Origin of the sequence: Aquimarina sp. 2-A2 (assembly GCF_045505135.1) — a bacterium.
GTDB classification, from domain to species: Bacteria; Bacteroidota; Bacteroidia; order Flavobacteriales; family Flavobacteriaceae; genus Aquimarina; species Aquimarina intermedia.
Genome location: NZ_JBJKFI010000001.1, coordinates 916820 through 941721, shown reverse-complemented (window position 1 = coordinate 941721; position 24902 = coordinate 916820). Strand labels below are relative to the sequence as shown.

The following is a 24902-nucleotide window of genomic DNA, read 5'->3' as shown; positions in this document are numbered from 1 at the left end:
ATCCCTCTTCTCATTTATTCCGTTTCCTTTTGAGCTGAGATTTTAGCTTCCGTTTGGGTACTGCTCAAATATTGTTTAATCAAAATATATCATTATGAAACGAGTATCGGAAAAACCTAAAATTTCGCCACAAGAGGCTGAAATGCATTATCAATCGAGTAAAGAAAATTACACCATTGAAAGTGCAGAAAGCCACTTGGCTTATTACAGAGAAAAACATCCAATCTATTATGCGGTGTTATTACAAAATGTTTAATCTAAAATTCAAAAGCTATGTATTTACAAAATTTGCAACAGGATGAAATCTTTATTCCATCAGAAATGAAATCCTTAAAAAGCCTGACACAGATGGAATCCAGACGAGGGCTTGAAAATGCCATCATATCAAATGGCAAAATCGTCAATGTGGTCTCGAACAGCTATGGCCACATTCCGAATCAAATGTTCTTCAAGAAAGCCGAAGAAATGCTGACCGATGCACAACTGAACTTCCACAAGCGCACCATTAATAAAAACGATAGGTCATTTATTACCGACTTTATAATCGACGACAAAAGCCAGTTTACGGTGAAGAACGACAAAGATTTGATATTACCGATGCTTCGATTTAAGAATTCATACGATGGAAGCGAAAAGACCTCTGGCCACTTCGGATTCTATCGGAAAGTGTGTTCCAATGGCTTGCACGTTTCACAAGCGGAAATTGAGTTTTCCATTAAGCACATCAAGAACAATACACACCTCATAATGCCGAGGTTGAGCAATCTGTTCGATAAATTTCTGGATAATGAGTTCTACACCATTACCAAGAAATTCGATAAGATGAAGGAATTTAAAATCATCAACACGCAGGAATTTGTAAAAGCAGTTCTCGATAAGACTAAGCTCTTTAGATATGAATGTAGCGATAAGAATAGTGACCCTTCAAAAAAGTCTCGTGAGGTCATTGAGATTTTGAACTACGAAGCCTTGTTGCTCAATGAAGAACCAAATCTGTGGTTAGGTTACAACGCTTTTAACTCAGTATTACATAACACTTTGAAGAAGAGTTTTGGTCAGCAAGAACGGTTGGACAAAAAACTATTCGATGAAGTTTATGAAATGGCTTAAGGTCTATAGGTTTACCCAGTATCTTAAATTGGATTTTAAATTTAATATTAGAGTATGACTACCTTAAAAAGGTTTACTTAACCTTTTTAAGGTCACTCTATTTATTTGATGACTTTGGTAATTTGAAGTATTCACTTTGCTGGTTAAGTTGTGCTTTTATCATATCAAAGTTTCCTTGTGTTGGTTTTAAGTTTGTGTATTTTCCAATAATATTGCTTCTTCTATAGATTAGAAATGTGTTGGCAATATATTGATTTATCTTGTTTAAATAGATTTCAGAAGTTTTGTCGGAAAGAGAGGGTACAAAGGTCAAGGCAATATTTTTAAGTTGAAGTTCCTTGCCTAATTCTTCCAGTTTTCTCTCAATGTCTTCCTTATTGAAATTTTCATCATTGCCATATACAAAATATGATTTAAGATATTTTTCTCTTTTAATACTCTCGCTATCTAAAAACACAAGCCACTTTCTAATTTCTATCCAATCAGGGTCATTGCCAACAAAATATAATATACCGTGGTACCATCCGTATTTACAAATAGGACAGGTTTTTGTGCCCTTATCCGGGCCAAAGGCATGAAAAGGTGTAAATGAGCTTACATCTTCCCCTATTTTTTTTCCAGACACATATTTTTTAAGAGATTTTTTTGGATAGTTAGGAACATTCAATCCTAGTATCATATTCCGCTCGCCAACTTGGATTTCATCTTTTTCAACAAAGCGAATGACACCAGAGCCACCTCTGTTTTCCATAGCGTTTCTTCTTCTTGAAGTCAACATAGGGTCGTTGTCAAATACAAAGTCATCTATATAATAGTGGTTTTCTAAGTCAGGTTCTTTAACGCTAATATGGATATGTGCGGGTTCATCCCTACTGGGATATGTGCCAGGTTTTATTGTGTAGATGGAATACTCGCCATCAGCATTTGTTTTAACCCATCCCCTAATATGTCCATGGGTTTGACCCAATTTGTTTTTGGGCATATTACGTGGCTCTTTCGGATTAGTACTGTAGATACCATTTACATTTGTTTGATAATAATAGAGAATAACACCGGATGCTGGTGTCTTCCCGTCAAATTCGTAAACCGTTCCGGTCAGAAGTATTTTTGTGCCATTTTGTTTCCATCCTGGGCTTCTATCTTCTGAAAATAATTTTGAAGGCATCTTGAAGTAGAAGGGTAACAACTTATCAAAATCTTTACTTAGAGTCTCTCTTTGTGTAGAAATAGAATTATTTTGTCCATTACAATTCGATAAACTTAATAATAACAGTATTAAAATTAAAGCGTTGAAAATCTTGTTCATTATTATTGTTTTTAACAAAAATATAGGATAAAGGGAGATTGAATGCAACCAATGATAGAATAAAAACTCTATGTGGAGTAGAAACTTGTCTTACTGGAGTAGCGCATTCCAGTTTTTTCTATAATGTCTACTCATTCTAATTTTTCCCCCATTTACAAGCACCGCATCATAATCACCATTTTTACGAGAACTAAGTTGTTTGATGTGATTTAAATTGATTATTGTAGACCTATGTACACGAATAAAATCTTTAGGGTTCAGCAATGCTTCAAATGCTCTTAGACTACGGTCGTCTATGTAGGTTCTATTATCGGTAAGAATTGTAGAATATGGTTTGTCGGTGGAAATACTGTAGATACTATCTGTTTTTATCATAACCATTTTTGTCCCTATTTTAACTTTAATTTTGTTTGAGTATTTAATGGTTAAAGATGTTGTTTTATTTTGGAAAGTCTTTATGGCGCTTTCTACAAATGGAGCTATTAAATAAATTAAAAAAAGAATGAAGAATTGATTAGATAGATAGGCATTAAAAATATTGTCAAATCGGTGTGTTGGAGAAAATACAAAGTAACTGATTGTTACGAAAAAGAGTGCCGAAAGCAATATTTGTGTAAGGCTTAAAATCGTACTGATTGCAATAGTTGAAATGATTTGTGGCGTTTTACGTGTGAAGGATAATTTTCTTAAAAGGATAAATTCAAAAAAAATAAAAGGAATGGTTAAAATCCAAAGCACATTATAAAGCAGGGATTCAGAAATATAGAACCCTGTATGTTGTAATCTACTGAATAGATAATCTTGGAAAACAGCAACACTAATTAGTAGTAAAAATAATACTATCCAAATTTTATTTGATTTGAAAAACTTAAATAAATAATATGTGTTGATTAGTTGTCCCAATTTCGATAGCTCGCAAAGCAATTTTAGATATACAATATACTTAAATATTGGGAGTAATAAATTTAAATGGAATAGAGAGGAATTTTTTCGCTTATATAGAAAATCTGATTTTCTGAACCCACTCAGCACATTCCTCTACATTTCGCGGAAAGCTACATTTTGGGAAAAGAGCTTCACTACAAATATCTTGGACACAATCCCCAATTTTAGCTTTCTATTCCGTTAACCCTTCCCGATGCTCTGGGAAGGAACACTACATTCCCGAGCCAAAATTGTGAATTAAGTCCGCTTTTTCATCGGAAAGCCATCACTTCGGTTTTCTTAACAGGATTTTCGGCGCGGTCTTCTTGAGCCCTCACTCGAAAATCCTTAAAAACCGAACCGCTGTCTTGCAGATTTTAAGGGGTTTATAATGGATAAAGCCTTTATTGTTTTTCGGGGCGTCGAAAAACAGGCACGACATAACCAATTCTAATTTAACCACAGCTGCTTATTTCGCTTAACTGTCGGTACGCTCAAACGCAACTGCGTTTAAAAGAATTGCTAATGCCCTTATGGAACTTGTCAAGACTATACGAGTTTTAGTGAAAAATAAGGCTTCTACTTCCTTGAAATTCCAAGGAATTTACTACGTCGCAAACACACCTGATTTTACCCTAAAAGTCTTGACAAAACCCACTCTATCCATTGTGCGATGCACGAAAGAAAAGAACAAACACCCCTTAAAATTTAATCTGTTTTAAATCAATAGGGGAAATATAAATCACTTAAATATTTTATTATGAGTACTATTAAAAATCACGTACAGTTAATTGGAAACGTTGGACAAGAGCCAACCATTACGAACCTTGAAAGCGGAAAGAAAGTAGCCCGTTTTTCATTAGCCACAAATGAGTATTACAAAGACAGCAAAGGCGAAAAGCAAACAGATACGAATTGGCATACAATTGTAGCCTGGGGCAAGACTGCCGAAATAGTAGAGAAGTATGTTGCTAAGGGAAAAGAAGTTGGAATATCGGGTAAACTAAAAACCCGAAGCTACACAACCGATGATAATGAGCAACGCTATGTTACGGAAGTAGTAGCCGATGAAATCCTTTTACTTGGAAGTAAAGGCGATAAGTAAACCTAAAATTAAAGAGGGCGTAACCGTCGAAAGATGCGCCCTCTTTTCATTATCCTTATTAATAATAGAAACAATGAAACACAAAGTTAATGAAATAAAGATTAGTTATAAGGGGGAATTGAAATCCTCAATGTGGCATAAAATAGGAAATTCGCAAGATGCAGCAGAATTGCTTTTTGAAGACTGGGATAAAGATACTATTGGTATTCAAGAAACTTTTAAAGTCGTCTTATTGAATAACAGCAATAAGGTAAAAGGTGTGTATCAACTTTCGCAGGGCGGAATAACAAGCACATTAATAGACCTACGAATATTGTTTGCAGTAATTTTAAAATCCTTGTCCGTAGCCATCATTTTGGTGCACAATCATCCAAGTGGAAAATTACAACCAAGTGATGCGGATAAACAACTCACAAACAAGATTAAAAAAGCATCCAAACTTTTTGATATCACCATTCTTGACCATTTGATATTTGCGCCCGATGGCGATTACTATAGCTTTTCTGACAATGGAATTCTGTAAAATTTACAGCTATGATATATCTCAATTTTACAGACTTGAGCGAAGAGGCTCAAAACCGACTTTTAGAAAATTCTAAAAAGGATGTAAAACGAAAATTTGGCGATAGCATTCGCAAATACGTAAATAAAAACCATACTAGTTTTGAAACGATGATTGAAGAAGAAGCGATGCGAAATTTGTATTCGTACACCTATGTTTTCAATCCTTGAAATTTGAAAAGCTAATTGATACACCTCTATATTTTTAGAGGTGTTTTTGTATTCAATCAATTTCAAGTCAATAAAAAACCGTATCTTTATTTCGCTGAAATTCAGCACACAAATTACAGTAAGGTTATCCACTTTTTGACTTTCGCCGGTACCCTTGCACATCGAAAAATAACATATCGGAAAATCATTTTCCTTGAAAATGGCAATCGGCTTTTTAGCCGGATTGTATGGATTTTTGTCCCGCTCGCGGGACGAAAAGGAATAGCAAGAGGGTAACACGCTGCGCGATGTTTCGGATTCCTTTTAGTTTTTAATTAACTGATTATCAGTTAATTAATTATATTCTAATTTCTTGACAATCAACAATTTGCGACAAACGGGCTGTGAACGCCCATTTTTAGGGAAGATTTTGCGACAAATCGGCGAAATATGGGCTCATTTACTGGAATTAGATTTAAAAAAGAAACTGCAAAGCGTTTCCAAACATTCTCACGCACATACTTCAAATCGCACACCGAGGCAATGTCCACGATGCTCGATTTTTTCTTCTACAACGAGATTTCCCCAAAAGAAAAATTAGGTCCAACAGGACGCACCATCGAAGCCAAACTCTTAAAAAGAATTAATGCGGTTATCGCCATAATGCGAGATGTAGAAAAGACACAAACCAAACCTACGGTGGCAATGATTCAATCGCTGTTTGAAACAGAAGAACCAATCAAAAAGCCGCTAATCGTAGAAAAGAAATATGCCGAAGAAAAGAAAGAAGTGCGCTTTCGCGAAAAGCAAAATACAAGTAATCAAATCTAATTTTTTAAGCTATGTACATTACAATCACAGCTCAAAAATTGGGTAATAATTATTCACAAAGTTCAGCAGATTTTGTGGGGTATTTAGAGAAAGAAAATGAAGGTTTGGAACAGCAGGATTTGGAACATTTTTTTAATCAATACGGCGATGAGATTTCAGCGGAAGAAGTGGTCAAGGAAATTGATGGAAACACATCTAAACTGAAAAAGAAAGAACCGAAGTTTTATTCCATCACGGTCAGTCCTTCAAAATATGAATTGCGTAATCTTCAGAACAATAGTCAAAACTTAAAAACCTACACTCGTGAGCTGATGAAGGATTATGTTGCCAGCTTCAATCGGGAAATCAATGGAAGACCAATTTCAATAAACGATATAAAATATTACGCCAAAATTGAACATCAACGAACCTTTAAAGGAACGGATTTTCAGATAAAAGAAAACCAACCTTTTGCCACAAAAATATTGCAGCTGAAAACGGAAATCAGAAATGTTCAAGAAGGAAGAGCTGAAGGGAACATTAAAAAGATGAGAAAAGAAATTGCCAAACTGGAACGCCAAGCACCACATCAACAAAATGGAAAACGGATTGTCCAGGGAATGAAAAAAGATGGCAACCAAAGCCACATTCATATCATCGTGAGCAGAAAGGATGCTTCCAATTCAGTCAGCCTTTCCCCAGGAAGCAAACACAAAGCCTCAGAAGTTGAAATGCACGGCAAAAATATAAAACGAGGTTTTGACAGAGATAAATTTTTTGAGAATGCGGAAAAGACGTTCGACAAGACTTTTGGTTATAAACGCAACTTTGCCGAGACCTATAAGGCACGAAAAGATTTTGTTAAAAACCCCAAGCTCTACTTTGCTGCCTTGATGAAATTACCAGCAAATGAAAGAGCATTGGCTTTCAAAATGATGGAGAAAACGGGATTACCAATCGTTCCAAGTATTCCCGTTACTCAGGCGCAAATTGCACTTCGTGTTTTCAAACGATTAAGACGTGGTGCAGAAGTGGCTATAAAATCAAGTTCTATAGGCATATAAAAACAAATAGTTATGAAAGTCAAAAATCCATTAACAATATCGAAGAAAACTATAAACATCTATGAACCCAAAATAGAATTGCTAGTAATGGATTGTATGGTTTATATGAAAGATTGCAGAGATAAGCAATTTGATTTGGCAATAGTTGACCCACCATACGGAATAGGGATTCATAAAATGAATTTCACCCAAAATCGGAAAGGTGGTCTAGCTAAACGGGGTGATTACAGCTCTATAAGTGACTGGGATAAAGAAATACCAAAGCAAGCTTACTGGGATGAGTTATTTCGCATTTCGAAAAATCAAATCATCTGGGGTGGAAATTATTTTTCATTACCACCAATGAAAGGTTGGGTTTTTTGGGATAAGAGAACGGATGCAAAATACAATACGGATTATGCCGATGGGGAATTGGCTTGGACTTCATTTAATAAACCTTTACGTTGTTTTCGTTGGTTGTGGAATGGTATGCTTCAACAAAATATGAAAAACAAGCAGATAAGAATTCACCCTACCGAAAAACCCAAAGCCTTGTACGAATGGTTACTTATGAATTATGCTAAAAAAGGTGACAAGATTATCGATACACATATAGGTAGCGGTAGTATTGCTATGGCATGCTGGAATATGAAATACGATTTAGTGGGTATGGACATCAATCCTGTTTATGTTAAAGCTGCTCAAAAGCGTTTAGACGATTACAGGAAGCAATTAAAATTATTCTAATGCTAACTACAAAACCTGAAATAGTACTTTTAATTATTGGTTTAGCCAGTATCGTTTTCTATGTGATGTTTCGAGTAAGTAAGTATGCTTTCTTATTAAATATCACTATGCTTTCGTTTCTCGTATCGTATATTTCTGAAGGAAATGAATTAGTATCAATATTATTGTACTTGGTTTGTCCTCTTATGCTAATTAATACAGGACTGTATGTTTTTCTGCATAAAACTGAAAACGCACAAAATGGAAATACTAAATATCGGGTCAGTTTTTCTACGAATAAAGGAAACTTCAAACTAGATAATATTAAACGTGGCGCATCCGTCATCGGATCCGCTGGAAGCGGAAAAACCGAAAGCGTAGTTTATGGTTTCTTAAACCATTTCCGGAAAGAGGATTTTTGCGGAATCATTCACGACTACAAGGATTTTGAACTGACCGAAATGGCATATCCCTTGTTTAAGGATGGTAATATTCCGTTTAAGGTCGTTTCCTTCGATAAAATCATTCATAGGGTAAATCCTATTGCGCCACGCTACTTAGAGAACGAGGAAAGTGTAAACGAAGTGTCGAGGGTACTAATTGAAAACCTTTTGGAACAACGTGAATCAGGAACTACAGGCACAACCAAATTCTTTAACGATGCTGCTGAAGGTTTGATTGGTGCTTTGATTTGGAAACTGAAGACGGATTACCCTAAATACTGTACACTGCCTCATTTAATAGCCATTTATCAATTATTGGACACTGATAGCCTTATCCAATTTTTGGAAACCAATACCACATCCAGAGCAATGGCAGATGCTTTTATTAGTGGTAAAGATTCAGATAGGCAGACAGCTGGTGTTAAAAGCACCTTGTCCAATGCCCTAAAACGCATTAGTACACAGCGAATTTTTATGGCATTATCCGCAGACGAAGTGCCATTGAATATTAATAGTGAAGAAAATCCTGCCATCATTTCCGTAGTAAACAATCCAAAATATGAAACATCGTATTCGCCTGTGATCGCCACCATTATTCACACCATCACCAAACAAATGAGCGTGCGAAATTCTAAGCCTTCATTTTTATTGATGGAAGAAGCACCAACAATTCGTTTGTTGAATATGCATCGAATTCCTGCAACTTTGAGAAGCTATGATATAGCTACTATTTATGTGATGCAGGATAAAATACAGAATGATATGATGTATGGTGATAAGGCGAGTAAAGCAATATTGAGTAATCTTTCTTACCAATTTTTCGGAAAGGTAAACGACCCAGATACCGCTAAATATTACGAACGTTTTTTTGAAATCATCAAAGACCCAACGAAAAGTATTAGCCGTGGGCATAACCTTGATTTTGATACCCGAATCACGACTGGAGAAAAAGAAATACCGAAAATAAGAGCTGATGTCTTTTTTAGGTTGAAGCAAGGAGAGTTTATTACTTATGCTGATGGAAAGGATAAAAAGGTACAGTTTAAATTGGCAAATATTCAAAGAGAGTTGCTCAAGGAATCTAAGCAGTTTTCCCAGTCTGATTTAGAGGAGAATTTTGAAAGGGTTTATGAAGAAGCCAAATCTATTTTTGAATAAGTAAATAACTAGTTTTTAAAAAAATCTGTTATATCCTGAAAAATAGATTTTTTATCTTTATTGCTATAAGTGGTGTATAGATAGTAACTATGCCTAATTTGAAAAAACCAATGGTAAAGGTACATTTCGATAATATAAGACAACAAATAATTAATGCTCTCGACAAAGCATCTGAAAGAATAATTGTTGCTGTCTATTGGTTTACAAACGAAGAACTTTTTGATAAATTAATTCAACAAATTGAGAAAGGATGCAGAGTTGAATTAATAATCCACAATGATTTTATAAACAACAGAAATACGGGACTCAATTTTCAGCAGTTTATTGATAAAGGTGGGGAATTTTATTTTTCTGATGGATATAATCCAATGCATAATAAATTCTGTGTTGTCGACAATCAAATTTTAATAAATGGTTCTTATAATTGGACTTATTATGCAGAGAATAAAAATAGAGAAAATGTACTAATAATAGAAGAAGAAAAAGATACTATAGAATCATTTATAAATGAATTTGAGCGACTAAAATCCTTAACCGAAAAAGTAACTGAAATCAGACAACTTACTCGTTTTGAAGTTGACGAAAATAATGTATTGAGAGCAAAAGATTATCTTGCAAATGACATTGTTTTTCAGGCAAAAGTCACAAATAGACCAGAAATTGTCGAATCTGCTTTTGAAATTGCACCAGATAATATCGAAGTTCAAAAAACTGCGTTTGCATTAGACTTGACTAAAAAATATAGATTAAAGCATTCTATTGGTTCGAGTCTAATAAATAATGGATATAAAATTATTGTAGAAAAAGGCTCTTTGATTCCTGTTTCTTCATCTGCCATTGTACGAACAACTGCCGATAATCAAACAAGTTCAGAAGCAACAATCCATTTTGGCGAAAACCCAAAAGCAACAGTTAATACTAAATTCGCAAAAATGCGTTTAAATGGATTACCAAAAAAACCAGCAGGTAAAGCGGAAATGAAATACCATTTCACAATTGACTTGAAAGGAAATTTAAGAATGGAAAAATATTCTCTTGATAATGGAAGAAAGCAAATTCTAACGAAAAAAATAACTGAAATTTTAGAAGAAATAATTGATGAAAAAACGTCGTAGAACACTATGTATAATTCATTGATAGAACTCGCCTACTTGCGAAAATCCTTGTGGGTTTTTTATTTAGTGTGTATTTGCAAAATTAGTTGCTCAAACACACAACGAAATCATACACAAAACTGTCATAGGTAATTAGATTTTACATGAGTAGAAGACCAAAATACAATTACGAAAAGGTAACAAAAACAGCCAAACAATATAAAACTAGAGGTGATTTTGTTAAATATGATGAACCATCTTACAGATGGGCTCAAAGGAATAATGTTTTGAATGAAATTTGCGCTCATATGGTATATGTTCGGAAGTATTGGTCTTTAGATAGTGTGCAACGTGAAGCAAGAAAATATAACTCTAGAACGGAATTTCAAAAACAAAATGTAAGTGCTTATGAATGGGCTTTAAGAAATAAAAAATTGGATTCTGTTTGCTCTCACATGAGTGTAAAAGGACACAAGTATAAGAGGGCATTATATGTGTATGAATTTGAAAACAATTCAGCATATATCGGTTTGACTTTTGATTATCACAAACGTGATATGGAACATAGACGAAGAGGTAGAGTTTTCCGAGAATTAAAGAAATCATCTGCAAAATTCATTAAACTAAATAAATGGCTAGAAGCAGAAGTAGCACAGAACGAAGAGAAGAAATTAATTGAAAAATATAGAAATAATGGTTGGCGCATTTTAAATGTTGTTACTGCTGGTAGTCTTGGTGGGAATGATATAAAATGGGATGATAACTCGCTAAAAAAAGAAGCCTTAAAGTATAAAACGATTAAGGAATTTAGAGAAAAAGCTCACGGTGCTTATTCAACTGCAGTAGCCAAAGGATTTGAAAAATTTGGTTCACATCTTAAATATGTACGCAATTATTGGGATTTAGAAAAGGTTGAAAAAGAGGCATTAAATTATAGTCATAAATCCGATTTTAGAGAGAAATCATCATCAGCATATGACTGGTGTTTGAGAAATAATATGATTGACGAAATATGTGGTCATATGAAATCAAGAGTAAATAAATGGGATTTACAAAAGGTGAAAGAAATTGCAAAGCAATACGATTCAATGACGGAATTTCAAAAAGGAAATAGAAGCGCATTTGAATGGGCTAGAAAAAGTGATTTTTTTGGAAAGATTTGTGACGGAATGAGACCTTTAAGAAAATCATGGAATTTTGAATTAGTCATTGAAGAAGTGAAAAAATATAGCTCTAAAGCAGAATTTCAAAAGAAATCTGGCTCTGCCTATGCTTGGGCTCAAAGGAATAGATTATTAGAGAAAGCATATAAATATTTAAAAAGAACAGTCTAGAGTAATGTATATGGCACCTAAGCACCTTGTGGACTACTAAGAAACCAAACACCGGAAGTTACTCGATTATAATCATCTTACTTTGGAGATTTCAAAGGAATTTTCACTTGAATCTAGGCAATTATTCAAATACCGATTTAGAAGCTAGTTTCAATAGTATTTATCAAGAAGTTAAAACGATATTTAATCAATACGTTCAGATTCAGAAAGTATAAATACTGGTGAAAAATTTTCAGTAAAGAAAACTGAAATTATTTTAACTAATAAAATGCTCTTATATTGAAGGAAAAATAAATACTTTGATTGAAAAAGAACAAATACAAAAGAGGCGTCAGGAAATTGCAGAAATTAGACACGCTGATAGTGTATATAGAGATATTGTAGCTAGAGAAAATGAAAGAGAAGATTTCGAGAAACGTTGGTTTTGGGAATTACTTCAAAATGCGAAAGACTCTGTTAACCCAGACCAAAGCATAAAAGTGAAAATCTGCATTGAGGAAAATGAAATATCATTTTTGCATACCGGCAATCCTTTTGAATTAGATGATATTTTAAGCCTTATTATTCAAGGTAGTTCTAAAAATAATAAGGAAGGTATGACGGGAAGGTTTGGTACAGGGTTTATGACTACCTATCTTCTATCTAAAGAAGTTAGAATTACTGGTAAACTAGTAAATAATCAAGGTTCCTTTGATTTTCTGCTCAACCGTAATGCAACAGATAATGAACATTTTTATTTGCTGCAGCAAGAGTCAAATAAACAATTTGATAGTTCAATTAGGAATAATAGCTACTTAGGTGACGATGAATTTCAAACTAAGTTTACCTATAAGCTAGGAACAGAAGGAAAGAAGACTGCGAGTATAGGATTAAAATGTTTAGATGAACTTATTCCCATTACTCAACTATTCAATAAGCAACTAGAATCAGTAACTGTCATTGAGGATGGTATTACCAGGACCTTTAACAAGTCATTGGTGTATAAGCACGAAATAGGCTCTATTAATGAATGGATGGTAAATACGCTTTATAATGGCAAAATGCAAAAAAGTTTAAAGGCCTATGTGCAAAATGACCACAGGTTTGATGCTTGTATTATTACTACCTATCAAAATGAAACCGAAACAATTCTGCCGTTAACAAAGAACCATCCACGACTATATTATACTTTCCCATTACTAGGAACTGAAGAAATTGGAATCCCGATTATTATTAACTCAACTCATTTTGACCCTAGGGTTGAGCGGGACGGAATATATCTCAAGAAAGTATCAGAAGGTGGAAGTGAGGTAATTAACAAGGAAATAATAAATAAGGCTTTATCGCAAAGTTTACTGGCATTCGTACAATTATTTAAAGCCAAAAACATCTCTGGAATTCACGAAGTTTTTAATTTCAAACTTTCTAAAGATCTAAAATGGATGGACCACGACTGGTTCGTCAATTTAAAAAATAACACATTCCAGATACTTGCCACCAAACAAGTAATCAAGTATAATAATTCTGAGGAAGGCTTTACTAGTCTTAATGATTTAACAATTCCATTTACTGATAAAACCGATTATATTAAGGGTTTATGGGAACTTTTATCAAAAATACTTAAGCTAAAGGTGCCATTGGCTAACGAGTTGCAAAGTTGGGTTGAAGTTGCCCAAAGTTATTCATTTATTGAGCCCAAAATAGAAAACATTGATAAACTTGATTTTGTATGGGGTATTGATGAGTTAATTGATTTTGTTGAGCAAACTAATGATATTGAAACATTAAATTCTTTAATCAGTATTGAAGGACAGTTATGGCTTAACAACTTTTACTCTATAATTGTGCAAATTAAAAGGCATTTTCCACTAGAGAAATGTATTGCTTTAAATCGTAGGAATAACTTAAGAAAAGCTGAAGGTATTAGTTGGGATTTATGCAATGATGAAACTCTGATTGCTATATCCGATTTAGTTGGATTAAACTTTGCTGACAAACTCTTTTCAAAAAACATTCAAACATTTAATCTAAGTGGCGTTGAGAATTTTTCGCTTCAAGAGGCGGTAAGTGAGTTAAAATCTAAGCTCAATCAAATTACACCATCTGAAATAAGTAGCAGTTCATACCAAATATGTAATGCAAAATTCTTGAAATGGTTAATTTCTAAAGAAAATCAAGAATCAATTAAAGATTTAAAAGTTCTAAGAGGTGCCGTAAATAATAATAACGAGGATTTTATTTATGACCATTTTCCTAAATCCGAACACTTACTTTTAGGTCCAAAAAAATTATTCGAAAAAGAATTTCCAATCTATGCAAGCTTAGTGAGAGACAAAGATTGTATGAATGATATTTATACTGAGTTTTTAAGTAGTGAAGACTTTAGTTTTTTAAATGAAGGTGGGTTTATACATTATAGCCCAATTATTATTAAAACTGAAAATGCAACCATCAAATTGCTAGAAGATTTGATGATAAGCGAAAAGGATTTGAATAGTTTAAGAGATAGTGACGGAAACCTTAAATATAAATTCCAAGTCACTTATTCAGATTTCGCATACTTAACAACAAGTGATGGGCATATTTATGCCCGAAATACAACTCAAAAATCAAGTTTAGAACGGTTAAGGTTTTTACTTAATGAAGCCATAGAAAAAGATGTTTTTTTTGATAAAGATTACCAAGAAATTAAAATCGATGATGTCGAAACTGCTATACAATTAAAAAAGTGCTTATGGGTATATCGTGCCAAACGATTAAATTGGATAAATATAAAAACTGAAAGTGAAGACTCGGAAACAAAGTTTGTAAGCGAAACACCTTCATCAAAAAATCTTTCAGAATTATTTAAGGAAAATGATGCCTTGCTAAAAACAATTCGTGGCGCCAGACAACAAACTTTTTTGAACAAATTAGGTGTTGGTGTTTCAGATTTAATTAGAAATACTTTGCCTACGGACGAACTTCGGTTGAGCTGGGATAAAGCAATAACAAATATGATTACAAGTGATGCCGACCCGGAACTTGTCCAAGAAATTTTTAACGACCCAAGTATTAGAAAAGAATATGAGAGAAGGCTCGGTGAGAGGAAGTTAATAAGCAGGAATCAGTTTATTGGTAAACTCATAGAAGATTTGTTTAAAGAATACATAACACAACTCAAAGCCGAAGGTGTCAATATAAATATTGAAAGAAAGCCATTTGGTAGTGATTATATTCTTACAGAGGAATCGTCAGATTTAATCAATCAACAGAACGAACGAGAGGCTTTTAAAATTAATAACTGGCTAGTAGAATTAAAAGCAACAGGAAAAGATTATGCTGCAATGACCCCTTTGCAAGCAAAAACAGCAACAGAACAGAAAGAAAATTATGCTCTAATTGTAGTGCCACTAAATGGTTTTGAACCTGATTTGGAATATCTCAGACAAAATACCAAGGTCATTCACAATATAGGTTATAAGATAGATAATGTTTTTGCAGATTTTAGCGAAATTGAAATTAAAAAAAGCCACCTTCACAATGGCCAAAATGGAATTTCTGTGAGCATAGAAGATCAAAACATTCGTTTTAGAGTAAATGCCTCTATTTGGAATAACGAGCACATCAGTATTAAGGCTTTTATTGAAACGTTCTTTGTAGATTCAAATAATTAATTTAAGGATAAAGGTTGAGTAATTTTTATTGAGAAGAGTAAGATATACAGAAAAAAGTAAGAATTTAAAATGAGTATTAACCAAAGTGAAATAATTAAAAAAACAGATGAATTTCTAGACACCCTTAAGCTCAATCTAAAGCAAATAAAACTCAAAAAATATCAAAGTGTAGTCTTCAATTCTTCAGAGTTTAGGACCAAAGAAATACTGAATGAAAGTGTACATAAGGTTAAAAAAAGCAGCCTTCCTCTAATTTACACAATCGAGTTATTAGAAATTAGTAAACTGCCTAAATTACTTGGTCTGTTCGAGGATTTTAGTGAAAGCAACAAAAAGAAAGTTAAGAACAAGGATAGGGTCAATCTTTCAAGATATAATAAGTCACTTTCATCTTTTCTATATGTCGGAAGCTCTACCACGGGCATTTACTCAAGATTAAAAAATCATTTTGGAACACGCGGTAATAGAGTATATAGTTTACATTTATGTAAATGGGACAATGGTATTGATTATGATATAAAGTTGAGAACTTATACTATTGAGAACGTAAAAAGCCCAAATACAATGCACGCTATAGTAGAACTGGTAGAGCAACAAGTTTGGGATGAATTAGAACCCAATTTTGGAAAGCGAAGTGGACAATAAAATGCTTAATCTCTACCTCATTTTTAAATATGAAGTAACTAGATTAAAACATTTAAATTTACAGAAACAATAGATAATAACTATAAATATTAAAAAAAGAAGCATTTGCTAGTATTAATTGGTTAACAAAGAAGAAATAATAGATTTAGAGAAAATTGTTCAAAAGGAATGTGATGAATATTCACTTACTTTAGAAGAATCGCACGATAATAACTTTAAGATTTATACAGATCAGTCTTCAGGAATCACACTTTTCCTTCAACTTGATGAGAACCACAATTTATCATTCTACTTTCTGCAACGAACTTACGATGTGTTTTACACTGGCGATAGATCGGATGCTCACGTAATTCTAAGCTTGATGTTTACGGCTTTCTTAAGGTTCTATAAGTCGGGAATTTCCTGTGAGCAATTTGATATTGGCCATCCTGTTGTTCCAGATGAAATATGGGGAAGATATTTGATACCAGTCCAAGCCCCAATTTTACATGGAATTTCGACTGCCAAACAACTCTTTGAGGTTGTCAAGGAAATAATAAAAATGGTGGCATTTTGGCGAGAAAGCTTATGGTATTTTGCAGGTTGCCCTTGTGATAAATGTATGACTGCTGGAAATATTGATAACTCAAACTATAAATACTCTTTCGAAGATGTTGAGGACATATTTTCACATTTGCATAGTATATCTAGCCGAAATAATTATAGGGATCGTGAACGACCAGAATGGGTATATTTCTATGACATAGAAGAGGAAGTTACGATGATTAAATCCAGTAGTCTCGCAAAGTTTCTCTACGCAACATTAGATTTGTGTACAGATAAAACTGAACAGTTAAAAGGACAGAATGGTACATTTGTGCTAAGCGATAACATAAAAAACTTCGTTCACGATGATACGAGATTTGAACTGGACGAATATTTCAATATTATCAATAAAGAAGGGAAACTAAAAGGATACCCCGTGATTCCTATGGAAAATATGGTCGTTACGGTAATGGAAGATTATATTATTGCATTGGGTAGAATATGTGGATTTGAAGAATATAAAAAAGAAAGAGAGCTCATTAGAGAGCGACACAATAGAGAATCTGAGCTGTTGTTTCCAATAGCACAATTTTTGTGGAAAGAAGAAGTTTGTCCAGACCAATTCGAATTATTAGTTAAGGCACTATTGGAACGTGAGCCAAACGTAAAAAGCGTTAGAAGACCAGCACCCATTAATCAAGGTGATAAAGGAAGAGATTTAATTATTGAGTGGAATGTAATAAATGAATATATGTCCGATACCACACCGCCAAGAAAGTTGATTAAAGTTGTAGGACAATGCAAATCGGGAAAATCTACAATCGGAAAAGGGAAAGTGTTGGATATACGAGATACTGTAGAAACTCATAATTCACAGGGCTTTTTCTTAGCCGTAAATACCCAAATTTCCGCAGCACTTACAGAAAAACTCGAATCGTTACTATCTCAAGGAATTTGGACTTCTTGGTGGAATAGGGATGATATTGAGATGAGACTGTCTAAAAATCAAGATTTAATCCCAATGTTTCCAAATGTTCTAACATCTAAAGACCAAGTCAAATTTGTGGATAGGGAAGATTAGTTACATTACAATTCAACATGATTGATTGAAATCAGAACACCAGATTGTTTTTGTTTAGAGTTTGTATTCAATAAGTGGTCAAATGGTAGTGTAATAGGTGGTGTAATAGGTGGTGTAAAGATTCTCAGGTGTTTGAAATAGAATAAATTAGATGAGGAATTGCTGATTTGTTTAATCAATAGTCAAATATCAATTATATATCTCTCTTACTGTTTTTCATATGTAAAATATTGAAATTTAAAGCATTATTTCTAAAAGACATAGGAGATTTAAAAAGGTCCATTATCTCTTGGTCCGTTGTGGGTAACCTTCCATAGTCCATCTTCTTTAATCAATTTAAAAACACCAGGTTTTGGGTCATATGCTGTGGAATACTTTATCCAAGCAACTTCACCTTCCATAACTTCATCAACAATCTTGAAGTCGGATTTTGAATTTTTATCCTGAACGAACATTTCTTGAATGCTGGAAAGATTAGCATAGCCTTCTGCAGTAGTATGTTTTTTTAGAGACGCTTTATCACCGTGATAAAAACTTTCGGCAACAACTTTGGCAGTTTCAGAAGGAGACATATCCTTATTCCCAGCACAGGAAATAAATAGAAGTACAAGTGAGCAGATAAGTAATCTTTTCATAATATTATTAATTTGGGTTATTGATATATCTATGTGATATATTCAGTTTTATATTTCGTTCACCATCTTTCTCGTTCAATTCTAAAATTGCCCTACGGTCATTGGACAATGAAAATTTGGGCATTACATAAATAAACCTTACCATTTTACCTTCTGCAATTTTTGACGGCAAATAGTGCTTGTAAATAGGCTCTTGATATAAACTCTGTAAAGATTTCTTTTTCCCTTTTTGTCGGGTCTCGATTGAGAGGTTCAAGAAATTCAAATCGTAATCCATTGAAGAATTATTCTCAATCTGGATAACAAAATAGAGTTCTTCTTTATCAAAAACAATATTTTCAACATTCAAGACAATGCCTTGAGTTCGCTTCTTAATCCGACCAACACGCTGGTTTCTGTTAAGAAGATAGGAACAGAATTTTTGATAATAGTAGGTCCTGTTATCTATATTTTTTTCAGAAGTAACAACCTGAATCGAATCGGTTACAATTGGTTTTTCATTCCCAATACTATTTGTTACTGGGATAAAATAATTGAGCTTTGACAGATGCTTCTTATATCTTACAATATACGAAAAAATTGCACCATTCCTGTTGACTACCAGTAGATTACTTTCTTTGCCAGGTTTAGCCTGAAGCAGCCCGAAATATTGTTCTTTTTCACGATTATAGCTGAAAACAAAATTATCCGAACCGGTTATGCCTTGTCGTATGGGTTCTGGAAAAAATAGCGCAACGTTTTTAGTGTCGTTTGCATAAATTGTATCTAGTACTGTGTCTGTTTGAGCTTTCGCGAAAGCGGAAATAATGAGAGCTGAAATTATAATATACTTTTTCATAAGAGTGCGTTTTTAAATACCCATTATGGGCTTCATAATTTTGGTTTTAGAATTAATTTGTAGTTGTTGAGCACAGTTACCTTCACGTTTCGATTACGACGTCTAAATACCTGCGTGATTCCGCCCACTTGTGGAACGGTAGGAATATTGATATCACCAATAACATCATCCAAAACTTCTGTGGTAGCTTCTGCCCTAAAATTATTTTGCACATAAATACCTTCGCTGCCATCCAACAAATCGAATGCCTTCAATTTGGTAGGATGATGCTTAATATTCTCAATTTCGATTAAAGCACGATTAGGTTGAAAGCTAATAAACCCAAAAACTGGTGTATTCTTTGGCATTGGCTTACCATTTATAGTTGCTGATTTAGTAAGACGCATCCGCAATCTAGTGTTCGCCTTAACAACCTGGTCGCCATCGACAACCACATATATCGTTTCATCCGTATTGCCAATAATCGAAACTTCATTGGGTTTTGGCGAAGCAGCAAAGAATAATTGATGCTCTAGCCCTAATTCTTTGGCTTCAATTTTTTGTTCTCGCATTATTTCGGCTGAATCGATTTGTTGTGCGCTTTTTTTCACAACTTTCTTTTGCCATAAGTTTCTGTATTTCTTGTCAGAGTATTGAATTTTACCTGCATTGTATATACTATCCACAATGCGTTCTTTTTCGAGTTCTGGCAAATCAGGATTGTAAAGACCTGTGGAATCCAAAAGTTTTTCATCGTAGATGCTAGGTGCGTTATTCTCGCGCACTTCCTTTAAGTCATTGATAGCATCAAGTTTGGAATCATACTCTTTTTGGTTTTCGTCCAAGTCCGGTACCAAGGTTTGTTCAAGGTTTTCATTTTCACTTTCGTCATCGCCCATAACCATCATAGAATAGGAAATCAGGAAAATGAAAATCACAGCTAGTACTGCTGCAAAAACTATTTTGTTCTTTTCTACTTTCATAATCGTGGTTTTTAAGTGCCGATTATCGGCTCAACTTTCATCGTTTAATTTTTTTAAGGTGTTCTCGAAATAGTTTGTAATCAACAAACCGTGTGGATTGTTCGGAAAGTTTCTATCAACGGGAATTAAGTTTCCACTAGAAACCAGTTCATAAGTGTCTATTATTGAGCCTCTATTGATTTCAAAGACGGTAACCGTTCTAAAGGTGTATGTTCCGTTTTGTTCCCCTATTTGTGAATCAATACTTAGTACTTTTTGAATAAGCGAATATTGCAATAATCGATTGTAGACACCATCAGCTTTTTTCTGGCGATATAGATTGTCCACAGAACTATTACCCAGCCACAGAGCCTTTTCAAGATTCCTTTCGTAGTTACTGGCATCGATATTATAGAAGTAGTTGTGGAACTGGTCTAAATGGGCTAATGCCTCGACCTTGAAATTTTCTTTTTGGGTAACGAGCTTCAACGGAATAATACTACCATCGGTATTGATAGCAAAGGCACTATTGAGCGCTTCTTTATTCGTTTTAAAAGCCATCCATAATGAAAAGGTGTTAGATAGCATTGCAAAAATGACAACTGCCAACACGATAAATCTGTTCAATTTTAAGACGTTGTATATGTTCTTATATGGTGTTTTCATTTTCATTGGAATTAACTTGTAAATAATCTGAGGGTAAATGAGGTGGCGCGCTTGTATAATTTGAATTTTAGAAAAACAATAAAACCAACCGACCCAAGCTGAACTACAGGTGCAAAAAAGCCCTGACCAACATCAGTTCCAAAAAGGTTTGTCCAGAAGTTCGTATTGATTTCCGTATAGAGTGCATTTACAAATACGTTGACCAAAAAGAAGGCTGGCACCAACATATAAACCGCAGCGTATAATTTGAAAAATGTATAGGCAAGTGAACGGAATTTTTCAAAAACCGCCAGACTGATTACCAACGGAAAAAAGGCTTGCATTATACCCAATAAAAAATAGCGTTCTGCAAGGAAAAGCGGGTAGATGAACAAATCTAAAATCCAGAGGATAAGACTAATGATAAATGCAAATATTTTGAATCCATAAAGTGGTGTGACCAAGGCTTCATATAATAATGTCATAGCATTTTTTGCGGCATCCATAAGGTTGACATCTTCTTCAATAGGAATATCTTGCATCTGCAAGGGCAGTAAGGCAGGTGCCGTACCACGATATTGTGCTTCTATAGACACAAGAATACTATCAAAAAAACCCAGTACTTGAGTAGAAAAAATAACCAGGAGAACTATGGCAAAATTCTTTGCCAGTTCTCCTGGACTCAACCCCCAAGTATATCCGTCCTTATCGGCAATACCCTCATTATATTTTTTAAGGATATTAACCAGAAAGAACAATACGGCAAGTGTTTTCATTCCTGCAATGGTGTATTGCGAGAAACTGCTATTCTGTATGGTTTGAAATACAGTATCGATATATTCTAGTCCGATTGACATTACTTTTCTCTAATAGGTGGTTTCACGGTTATTAATTTTATCCTGCATTTTTCTGAAGGAAATAATGTCCTTGTAGCGTTTAGTTTTAGTTGTGATATTAGCAACCATTTCCTTTGATTCCTGTTCTTTCTGCTTTAAAACTTCAGCACGTTCAGCATCTGACATCTTTAAATTATCGCTGGATAGGATTTCACCCATAAATTCAACCGTGTCCAAAGAATTTTGGACTATGGCGTCGAATGATTCCGCAACTCGTGTTACTTCCTCTGGTTTTATATAGGGTGAGTTTAAAATATCCTGTAAATCGTTTTGCATTACGTTGATAAGGCGTTGATTGTTCTGTGCAATTTCCTCAACTGCTCTAAGCTGTTGTACAACGCTGGATACTTTCTCTATAGCTTCTTTAGCATCTTTCAGGAATTTTACAGACTTAATCATTTCAGCTGTCTGCTTGCCTGATTCTATAAGTTGTTTTACCAAGCTTACAAAGTTAGTGTTGTCATAAACTGGCATTCCTTGGGCTTTAGAGCCGCTAGGCAATAAAAGGGCGACCGTTAAGAATAGCCCAAACAAGATTGTTTTGATTTTTGTTTTACTAATTGTTACGTATTTGTTTTGGTATTCGTGAATTTTTGATTTCATAATATTATGTTTTAGATGTGAATTCTTTTATAGCCAATTCCATATCATTGGTCTTTTCGTAAATGGCCATTATGGCCTCATTTTCTTGTCCATCGGTCAGATAAGCTGCATACACTTCTTTAGGAACTTCAAGCCTAAAAATGTTGCTTTGCTTTCCTATTTTGATGAACATTTCGGTGTACTTTCGTGGTCCGGAAAGGTTGTTCTTGATGGACTTTAACTGGTTTAAATCGTGGCTTGAAAGGTTGAGCCTTTTGACCAATTCGTCATAGCCTTTTTCGTTGTTTAGGCTGTAAATGACCTGCGTATTCTCTAGTATGCTAGCAGATGTTGAATTATTGGGCAGCTGATTAATGGATTGCAGAATAATCCCAATCGCACCATTCTGTTTACGAATAGCTTGATAGTAGAATTCAACACTTTCTAGTACGTTGTCAAACTTTAGTTGTTTGGCAAACTCATCGAAAAGGATGATACCTTTTTCAGCCCTGTTTTTCCATATTGTTCTTTGGATGGCCGACTTAATCAGCTTCAACATTACGGACAAGATTTCCTTGTTATCCTTTACTTCATCTAGCTCAAAAACAATTAGGCGTTTGTCCTCAATTTTATAGGTTTGGTCTTCGCTAACTTCAAAGAGGAAGCTATATAGACCATCGCCGACATACTCAGACATTACGTGCAAGAAGCTGGTAATATTGAAATAGTCGGGATGGATTTTTAAGGTGTTCAGAAGGTCTTTCTGATTCCGCTCTATAAAATTGTAAAAACCATCCAGCGAATGATTTTCTGAAGTATTGTTGTAATAATAGCGCAGTATCTTTTTAACCGAAACTGATTGTGCTTTGGTCACTTTTAAATCAGAGGCGAACAGTTCAAATAAGAATACAGATAAGTCTTCCAAACGTTCAGGTGTGAGGTCGTTTACATCACTTATATAAAAAGGATTAATGCCTAGATTCTTTCCACTTTCATAACGAAGCACAGTGTATTTCTCAGGATAGAGTTTGGCAAACTTGGTATAAGAACCACCCAAATCTATTATGACTAGACGGACACCGCTCTCAAAATATTGGCGTAGAATGTTATTTGCTAAAAAAGACTTGCCTTCGCCCGTAGGGGCGAAAATGGCAAAGTTGCGTGCTTTGATACGTTTCTTACGTTCGTCCCAAACATCTTTTAGAACCGGAATATTATGTTCTCTATCATTAAAGATGATTCCGGTAGCATCAGAGTTGTAATTGGTATTGTTGATAAACAAGCATAAAGCGTGTTTCAAATCCGTTACATATAAATCATTATTTGAGAAATTGGAAGAAAAACAACAGTAACTATTTAGTATATAGTTTTTGCGTTCTTCGCCTCGTGGGTAATATGGAATAATGTCTAGTTCCTTAAACTCGGTTTTGATTTTTGAACCGATTCGACTTAGATTTTCTGGGTTCTTGTCCCAATAGACAATGTTGAGATGACCACGAATAATGCGTGCATTATCATCGGCATTTATTTGGTCCAGAATGTGTTGAATTTTACCAAGCACCACTTTGTTCTGTGAACCGAAATTTGAGCTTTTGTTGAGTTCCTCGACTTTCTTATCGAGCAGCTTGCGCCACTTCTGTTTGTCATCCAAATATAGGATTTGATTAACAATATGATTCTCATTAAGCGTAAGCCCTAAGCCATCAATAAACCCTTGATGAAACACAAAATCGTCAGAAGTGAATTTCTCATTAGTTTTGCTACTCTGTACACTTTCGCCAAAGCACAGTTCGCTATTGATGGCCAGGGCATCAAAATGGTTTTCGCCAATATTGACGCTTTTTTTATCTAATATGATGTCGGTATCAAAGCCTTCATTGAAACCGTTGAAATAGCTATTTGTGAGTTGTTGAATGTCTTTTGCGTTAAGCGGAACAAAGGTCATTTTTCGGCTATTATTTATAAAAGAAACCGAATCACTAACCGAGCCGATGAAGCTCTTAACGTTGTCATCTAATTGTTGAACAATACCTTTTGAAACTTTACGAAAAGGGTTGACATATTTTGAATTATTTAGAGCCTTGTTCTTAGTGAGCGTAAAGAACAAAAAGCAACGATGTTCCATATAAGCACGTCCTTTGAAATGGTCGTGTGTTGCTTTTTCTAAAAATGTTGTACTCGGAAGTTCTTCTGAAGTGTAACTCTTTTTAAGGTAGATATCCTGTTTTTGTACCACCGTGCCAATAGGCAAAGATTTTAAAGCCTGAAACCAAGCACCGTGTATATCCTCAAAGTCTTTTTCGGATAAAGAATAGATTTCTGGCAATGTCCCTTTATAGCACAGAACGACATTGCCATTATTGGCAAATATGATATTGTCTTGAATATCTGTAATAGGATTATATGCTGAAAGATTAATCTTGTTCATAATCGAAGCCAGAGTTTCTTTTGTTACTTATTATTCTTGGGAAGGCTTTAGCCATTTGAAATAATTGAGGGTTATGTGTTATTCTCGTAAGAGCTACATACAAGGCAGCATTAAAAACGAGAACGCCAATTATTATCCCGAAACTGAAAGAGAAAATGATGATGAGCAGCGAAGCCAAAATGGATACCATCATTAGGGCAAACAAGGAAATAGGCAGTCCAAAGATGACCGCCCGTTTCCTAATGTTTTTATAGACTTCGAATTTCTTCATACAGCTTTTTTAATAA

The 24902-nt window shown here is 34.3% G+C and carries 24 protein-coding genes; 14 read left to right on the top strand and 10 right to left on the bottom strand.

Annotation, left to right across the window (positions count from 1 at the left end; translation table 11 throughout):
- Positions 1 to 94 precede the first annotated feature (94 nt).
- Complete coding sequence (locus tag ACJRPK_RS04255) at positions 95 to 256, top strand: hypothetical protein (RefSeq protein WP_208080213.1); 162 nt, start codon at positions 95 to 97, stop codon at positions 254 to 256.
- Between the two features lie 17 nt (positions 257 to 273).
- Positions 274 to 1110 carry a DUF932 domain-containing protein gene (locus ACJRPK_RS04250; protein ID WP_386410450.1) on the top strand — a complete coding sequence of 279 codons (837 nt, stop codon included), beginning with the start codon at positions 274 to 276 and terminating at the stop codon, positions 1108 to 1110.
- Positions 1111 to 1207: 97 nt separating this feature from the next.
- Here ACJRPK_RS04250 and ACJRPK_RS04245 read toward each other — a convergent pair whose 3' ends face one another.
- Entirely contained in the window at positions 1208 to 2416 is a 1209-nt protein-coding gene (locus tag ACJRPK_RS04245) for an intradiol ring-cleavage dioxygenase (RefSeq protein WP_386410453.1), read from the bottom strand.
- A 90-nt stretch (positions 2417 to 2506) separates the two neighbouring features.
- A complete protein-coding gene (locus ACJRPK_RS04240) occupies positions 2507 to 2797 on the bottom strand; it encodes a LytTR family DNA-binding domain-containing protein (RefSeq protein ID WP_407138557.1) in 291 nt (96 codons plus the stop codon).
- Between the two features lie 1303 nt (positions 2798 to 4100).
- Between ACJRPK_RS04240 and ACJRPK_RS04235 the strand changes: the two genes are divergently transcribed.
- The 12 genes from ACJRPK_RS04235 to ACJRPK_RS04180 all read left to right on the top strand — a co-directional run bounded on the left by ACJRPK_RS04235 (position 4101) and on the right by ACJRPK_RS04180 (position 17650).
- Complete coding sequence (locus ACJRPK_RS04235; RefSeq protein ID WP_099543840.1) at positions 4101 to 4445, top strand: single-stranded DNA-binding protein; 345 nt, start codon at positions 4101 to 4103, stop codon at positions 4443 to 4445.
- 73 nt (positions 4446 to 4518) lie between these two features.
- Positions 4519 to 4968, top strand: a complete 450-nt coding sequence (locus ACJRPK_RS04230) for a JAB domain-containing protein (RefSeq protein ID WP_062054439.1) — start codon at positions 4519 to 4521, stop codon at positions 4966 to 4968.
- An 11-nt stretch (positions 4969 to 4979) separates the two neighbouring features.
- On the top strand, positions 4980 to 5177 hold the full coding sequence (locus ACJRPK_RS04225; protein ID WP_062054298.1) for a hypothetical protein: 198 nt from the start codon (positions 4980 to 4982) through the stop codon (positions 5175 to 5177).
- A 429-nt stretch (positions 5178 to 5606) separates the two neighbouring features.
- Positions 5607 to 5987, top strand: a complete 381-nt coding sequence (locus ACJRPK_RS04220) for a BfmA/BtgA family mobilization protein (RefSeq protein WP_386410463.1) — start codon at positions 5607 to 5609, stop codon at positions 5985 to 5987.
- 11 nt (positions 5988 to 5998) lie between these two features.
- Complete coding sequence (gene mobB / locus ACJRPK_RS04215) at positions 5999 to 7030, top strand: MobB family relaxase (RefSeq protein ID WP_386410466.1); 1032 nt, start codon at positions 5999 to 6001, stop codon at positions 7028 to 7030.
- Positions 7031 to 7042: 12 nt separating this feature from the next.
- Positions 7043 to 7756 carry a DNA methyltransferase gene (locus ACJRPK_RS04210; protein ID WP_062054292.1) on the top strand — a complete coding sequence of 238 codons (714 nt, stop codon included), beginning with the start codon at positions 7043 to 7045 and terminating at the stop codon, positions 7754 to 7756.
- A complete protein-coding gene (locus ACJRPK_RS04205) occupies positions 7756 to 9336 on the top strand; it encodes a type IV secretory system conjugative DNA transfer family protein (protein ID WP_299217812.1) in 1581 nt (526 codons plus the stop codon). Before ACJRPK_RS04210 ends, ACJRPK_RS04205 begins: the two co-directional genes overlap by 1 nt.
- An 89-nt stretch (positions 9337 to 9425) precedes the next feature.
- Positions 9426 to 10451 carry a phospholipase D-like domain-containing protein gene (locus ACJRPK_RS04200; RefSeq protein ID WP_407138556.1) on the top strand — a complete coding sequence of 342 codons (1026 nt, stop codon included), beginning with the start codon at positions 9426 to 9428 and terminating at the stop codon, positions 10449 to 10451.
- A gap of 143 nt (positions 10452 to 10594) precedes the next feature.
- Positions 10595 to 11764 carry a hypothetical protein gene (locus ACJRPK_RS04195; protein WP_299217809.1) on the top strand — a complete coding sequence of 390 codons (1170 nt, stop codon included), beginning with the start codon at positions 10595 to 10597 and terminating at the stop codon, positions 11762 to 11764.
- A gap of 299 nt (positions 11765 to 12063) precedes the next feature.
- Complete coding sequence (locus ACJRPK_RS04190) at positions 12064 to 15399, top strand: sacsin N-terminal ATP-binding-like domain-containing protein (protein ID WP_407138555.1); 3336 nt, start codon at positions 12064 to 12066, stop codon at positions 15397 to 15399.
- A 69-nt stretch (positions 15400 to 15468) separates the two neighbouring features.
- Positions 15469 to 16044 carry a hypothetical protein gene (locus ACJRPK_RS04185; protein WP_299217804.1) on the top strand — a complete coding sequence of 192 codons (576 nt, stop codon included), beginning with the start codon at positions 15469 to 15471 and terminating at the stop codon, positions 16042 to 16044.
- Positions 16045 to 16405: 361 nt separating this feature from the next.
- The gene (locus ACJRPK_RS04180) at positions 16406 to 17650 is read left to right on the top strand and encodes a hypothetical protein (RefSeq protein WP_407138554.1); all 1245 of its coding nucleotides are present in this window, start codon (positions 16406 to 16408) and stop codon (positions 17648 to 17650) included.
- 269 nt (positions 17651 to 17919) lie between these two features.
- Here ACJRPK_RS04180 and ACJRPK_RS04175 read toward each other — a convergent pair whose 3' ends face one another.
- From ACJRPK_RS04175 to ACJRPK_RS04140, 8 genes are read right to left on the bottom strand one after another with little or no spacing between them, the layout of a single operon-like run.
- Positions 17920 to 18285 (bottom strand): hypothetical protein, encoded by a 366-nt coding sequence (locus ACJRPK_RS04175; RefSeq protein ID WP_062054282.1) that lies wholly within the window; start codon positions 18283 to 18285, stop codon positions 17920 to 17922.
- A 7-nt stretch (positions 18286 to 18292) separates the two neighbouring features.
- Positions 18293 to 19123 carry a DUF4138 domain-containing protein gene (locus ACJRPK_RS04170; RefSeq protein WP_386410482.1) on the bottom strand — a complete coding sequence of 277 codons (831 nt, stop codon included), beginning with the start codon at positions 19121 to 19123 and terminating at the stop codon, positions 18293 to 18295.
- Positions 19124 to 19155: 32 nt separating this feature from the next.
- Entirely contained in the window at positions 19156 to 20085 is a 930-nt protein-coding gene (gene traM, locus ACJRPK_RS04165; RefSeq protein WP_386410485.1) for a conjugative transposon protein TraM, read from the bottom strand.
- Positions 20086 to 20115: 30 nt separating this feature from the next.
- On the bottom strand, positions 20116 to 20730 hold the full coding sequence (locus tag ACJRPK_RS04160) for a conjugal transfer protein TraK (RefSeq protein WP_386410488.1): 615 nt from the start codon (positions 20728 to 20730) through the stop codon (positions 20116 to 20118).
- A gap of 11 nt (positions 20731 to 20741) precedes the next feature.
- Positions 20742 to 21566, bottom strand: coding sequence for a hypothetical protein (locus ACJRPK_RS04155; RefSeq protein WP_299217787.1), 825 nt, complete (start codon positions 21564 to 21566; stop codon positions 20742 to 20744).
- Between the two features lie 9 nt (positions 21567 to 21575).
- Positions 21576 to 22208: a conjugal transfer protein gene (locus ACJRPK_RS04150; protein WP_299217785.1), complete on the bottom strand. Its 633-nt coding sequence runs from the start codon at positions 22206 to 22208 to the stop codon at positions 21576 to 21578.
- A 4-nt stretch (positions 22209 to 22212) separates the two neighbouring features.
- Positions 22213 to 24615: a TraG family conjugative transposon ATPase gene (locus ACJRPK_RS04145; protein WP_407138553.1), complete on the bottom strand. Its 2403-nt coding sequence runs from the start codon at positions 24613 to 24615 to the stop codon at positions 22213 to 22215.
- Positions 24602 to 24886 (bottom strand): hypothetical protein, encoded by a 285-nt coding sequence (locus ACJRPK_RS04140; RefSeq protein WP_062054270.1) that lies wholly within the window; start codon positions 24884 to 24886, stop codon positions 24602 to 24604. The genes ACJRPK_RS04145 and ACJRPK_RS04140 overlap by 14 nt, the downstream gene beginning before the upstream one ends.
- Positions 24887 to 24902: the final 16 nt, after the last annotated feature.

Coding starts and splice junctions, on each gene's coding strand:
- ACJRPK_RS04255 (WP_208080213.1), top strand. CDS start 95: ATGAAACGAGTATCGGAAAAACCTAAAATTTCGCCACAAGAGGCTGAA.
- ACJRPK_RS04250 (WP_386410450.1), top strand. CDS start 274: ATGTATTTACAAAATTTGCAACAGGATGAAATCTTTATTCCATCAGAA.
- ACJRPK_RS04245 (WP_386410453.1), bottom strand. CDS start 2,416: ATGAACAAGATTTTCAACGCTTTAATTTTAATACTGTTATTATTAAGT.
- ACJRPK_RS04240 (WP_407138557.1), bottom strand. CDS start 2,797: ATGGTTATGATAAAAACAGATAGTATCTACAGTATTTCCACCGACAAA.
- ACJRPK_RS04235 (WP_099543840.1), top strand. CDS start 4,101: ATGAGTACTATTAAAAATCACGTACAGTTAATTGGAAACGTTGGACAA.
- ACJRPK_RS04230 (WP_062054439.1), top strand. CDS start 4,519: ATGAAACACAAAGTTAATGAAATAAAGATTAGTTATAAGGGGGAATTG.
- ACJRPK_RS04225 (WP_062054298.1), top strand. CDS start 4,980: ATGATATATCTCAATTTTACAGACTTGAGCGAAGAGGCTCAAAACCGA.
- ACJRPK_RS04220 (WP_386410463.1), top strand. CDS start 5,607: ATGGGCTCATTTACTGGAATTAGATTTAAAAAAGAAACTGCAAAGCGT.
- mobB (WP_386410466.1), top strand. CDS start 5,999: ATGTACATTACAATCACAGCTCAAAAATTGGGTAATAATTATTCACAA.
- ACJRPK_RS04210 (WP_062054292.1), top strand. CDS start 7,043: ATGAAAGTCAAAAATCCATTAACAATATCGAAGAAAACTATAAACATC.
- ACJRPK_RS04205 (WP_299217812.1), top strand. CDS start 7,756: ATGCTAACTACAAAACCTGAAATAGTACTTTTAATTATTGGTTTAGCC.
- ACJRPK_RS04200 (WP_407138556.1), top strand. CDS start 9,426: ATGCCTAATTTGAAAAAACCAATGGTAAAGGTACATTTCGATAATATA.
- ACJRPK_RS04195 (WP_299217809.1), top strand. CDS start 10,595: ATGAGTAGAAGACCAAAATACAATTACGAAAAGGTAACAAAAACAGCC.
- ACJRPK_RS04185 (WP_299217804.1), top strand. CDS start 15,469: ATGAGTATTAACCAAAGTGAAATAATTAAAAAAACAGATGAATTTCTA.
- ACJRPK_RS04180 (WP_407138554.1), top strand. CDS start 16,406: ATGTTTACGGCTTTCTTAAGGTTCTATAAGTCGGGAATTTCCTGTGAG.
- ACJRPK_RS04175 (WP_062054282.1), bottom strand. CDS start 18,285: ATGAAAAGATTACTTATCTGCTCACTTGTACTTCTATTTATTTCCTGT.
- ACJRPK_RS04170 (WP_386410482.1), bottom strand. CDS start 19,123: ATGAAAAAGTATATTATAATTTCAGCTCTCATTATTTCCGCTTTCGCG.
- traM (WP_386410485.1), bottom strand. CDS start 20,085: ATGAAAGTAGAAAAGAACAAAATAGTTTTTGCAGCAGTACTAGCTGTG.
- ACJRPK_RS04160 (WP_386410488.1), bottom strand. CDS start 20,730: ATGAAAACACCATATAAGAACATATACAACGTCTTAAAATTGAACAGA.
- ACJRPK_RS04155 (WP_299217787.1), bottom strand. CDS start 21,566: ATGTCAATCGGACTAGAATATATCGATACTGTATTTCAAACCATACAG.
- ACJRPK_RS04150 (WP_299217785.1), bottom strand. CDS start 22,208: ATGAAATCAAAAATTCACGAATACCAAAACAAATACGTAACAATTAGT.
- ACJRPK_RS04145 (WP_407138553.1), bottom strand. CDS start 24,615: ATGAACAAGATTAATCTTTCAGCATATAATCCTATTACAGATATTCAA.
- ACJRPK_RS04140 (WP_062054270.1), bottom strand. CDS start 24,886: ATGAAGAAATTCGAAGTCTATAAAAACATTAGGAAACGGGCGGTCATC.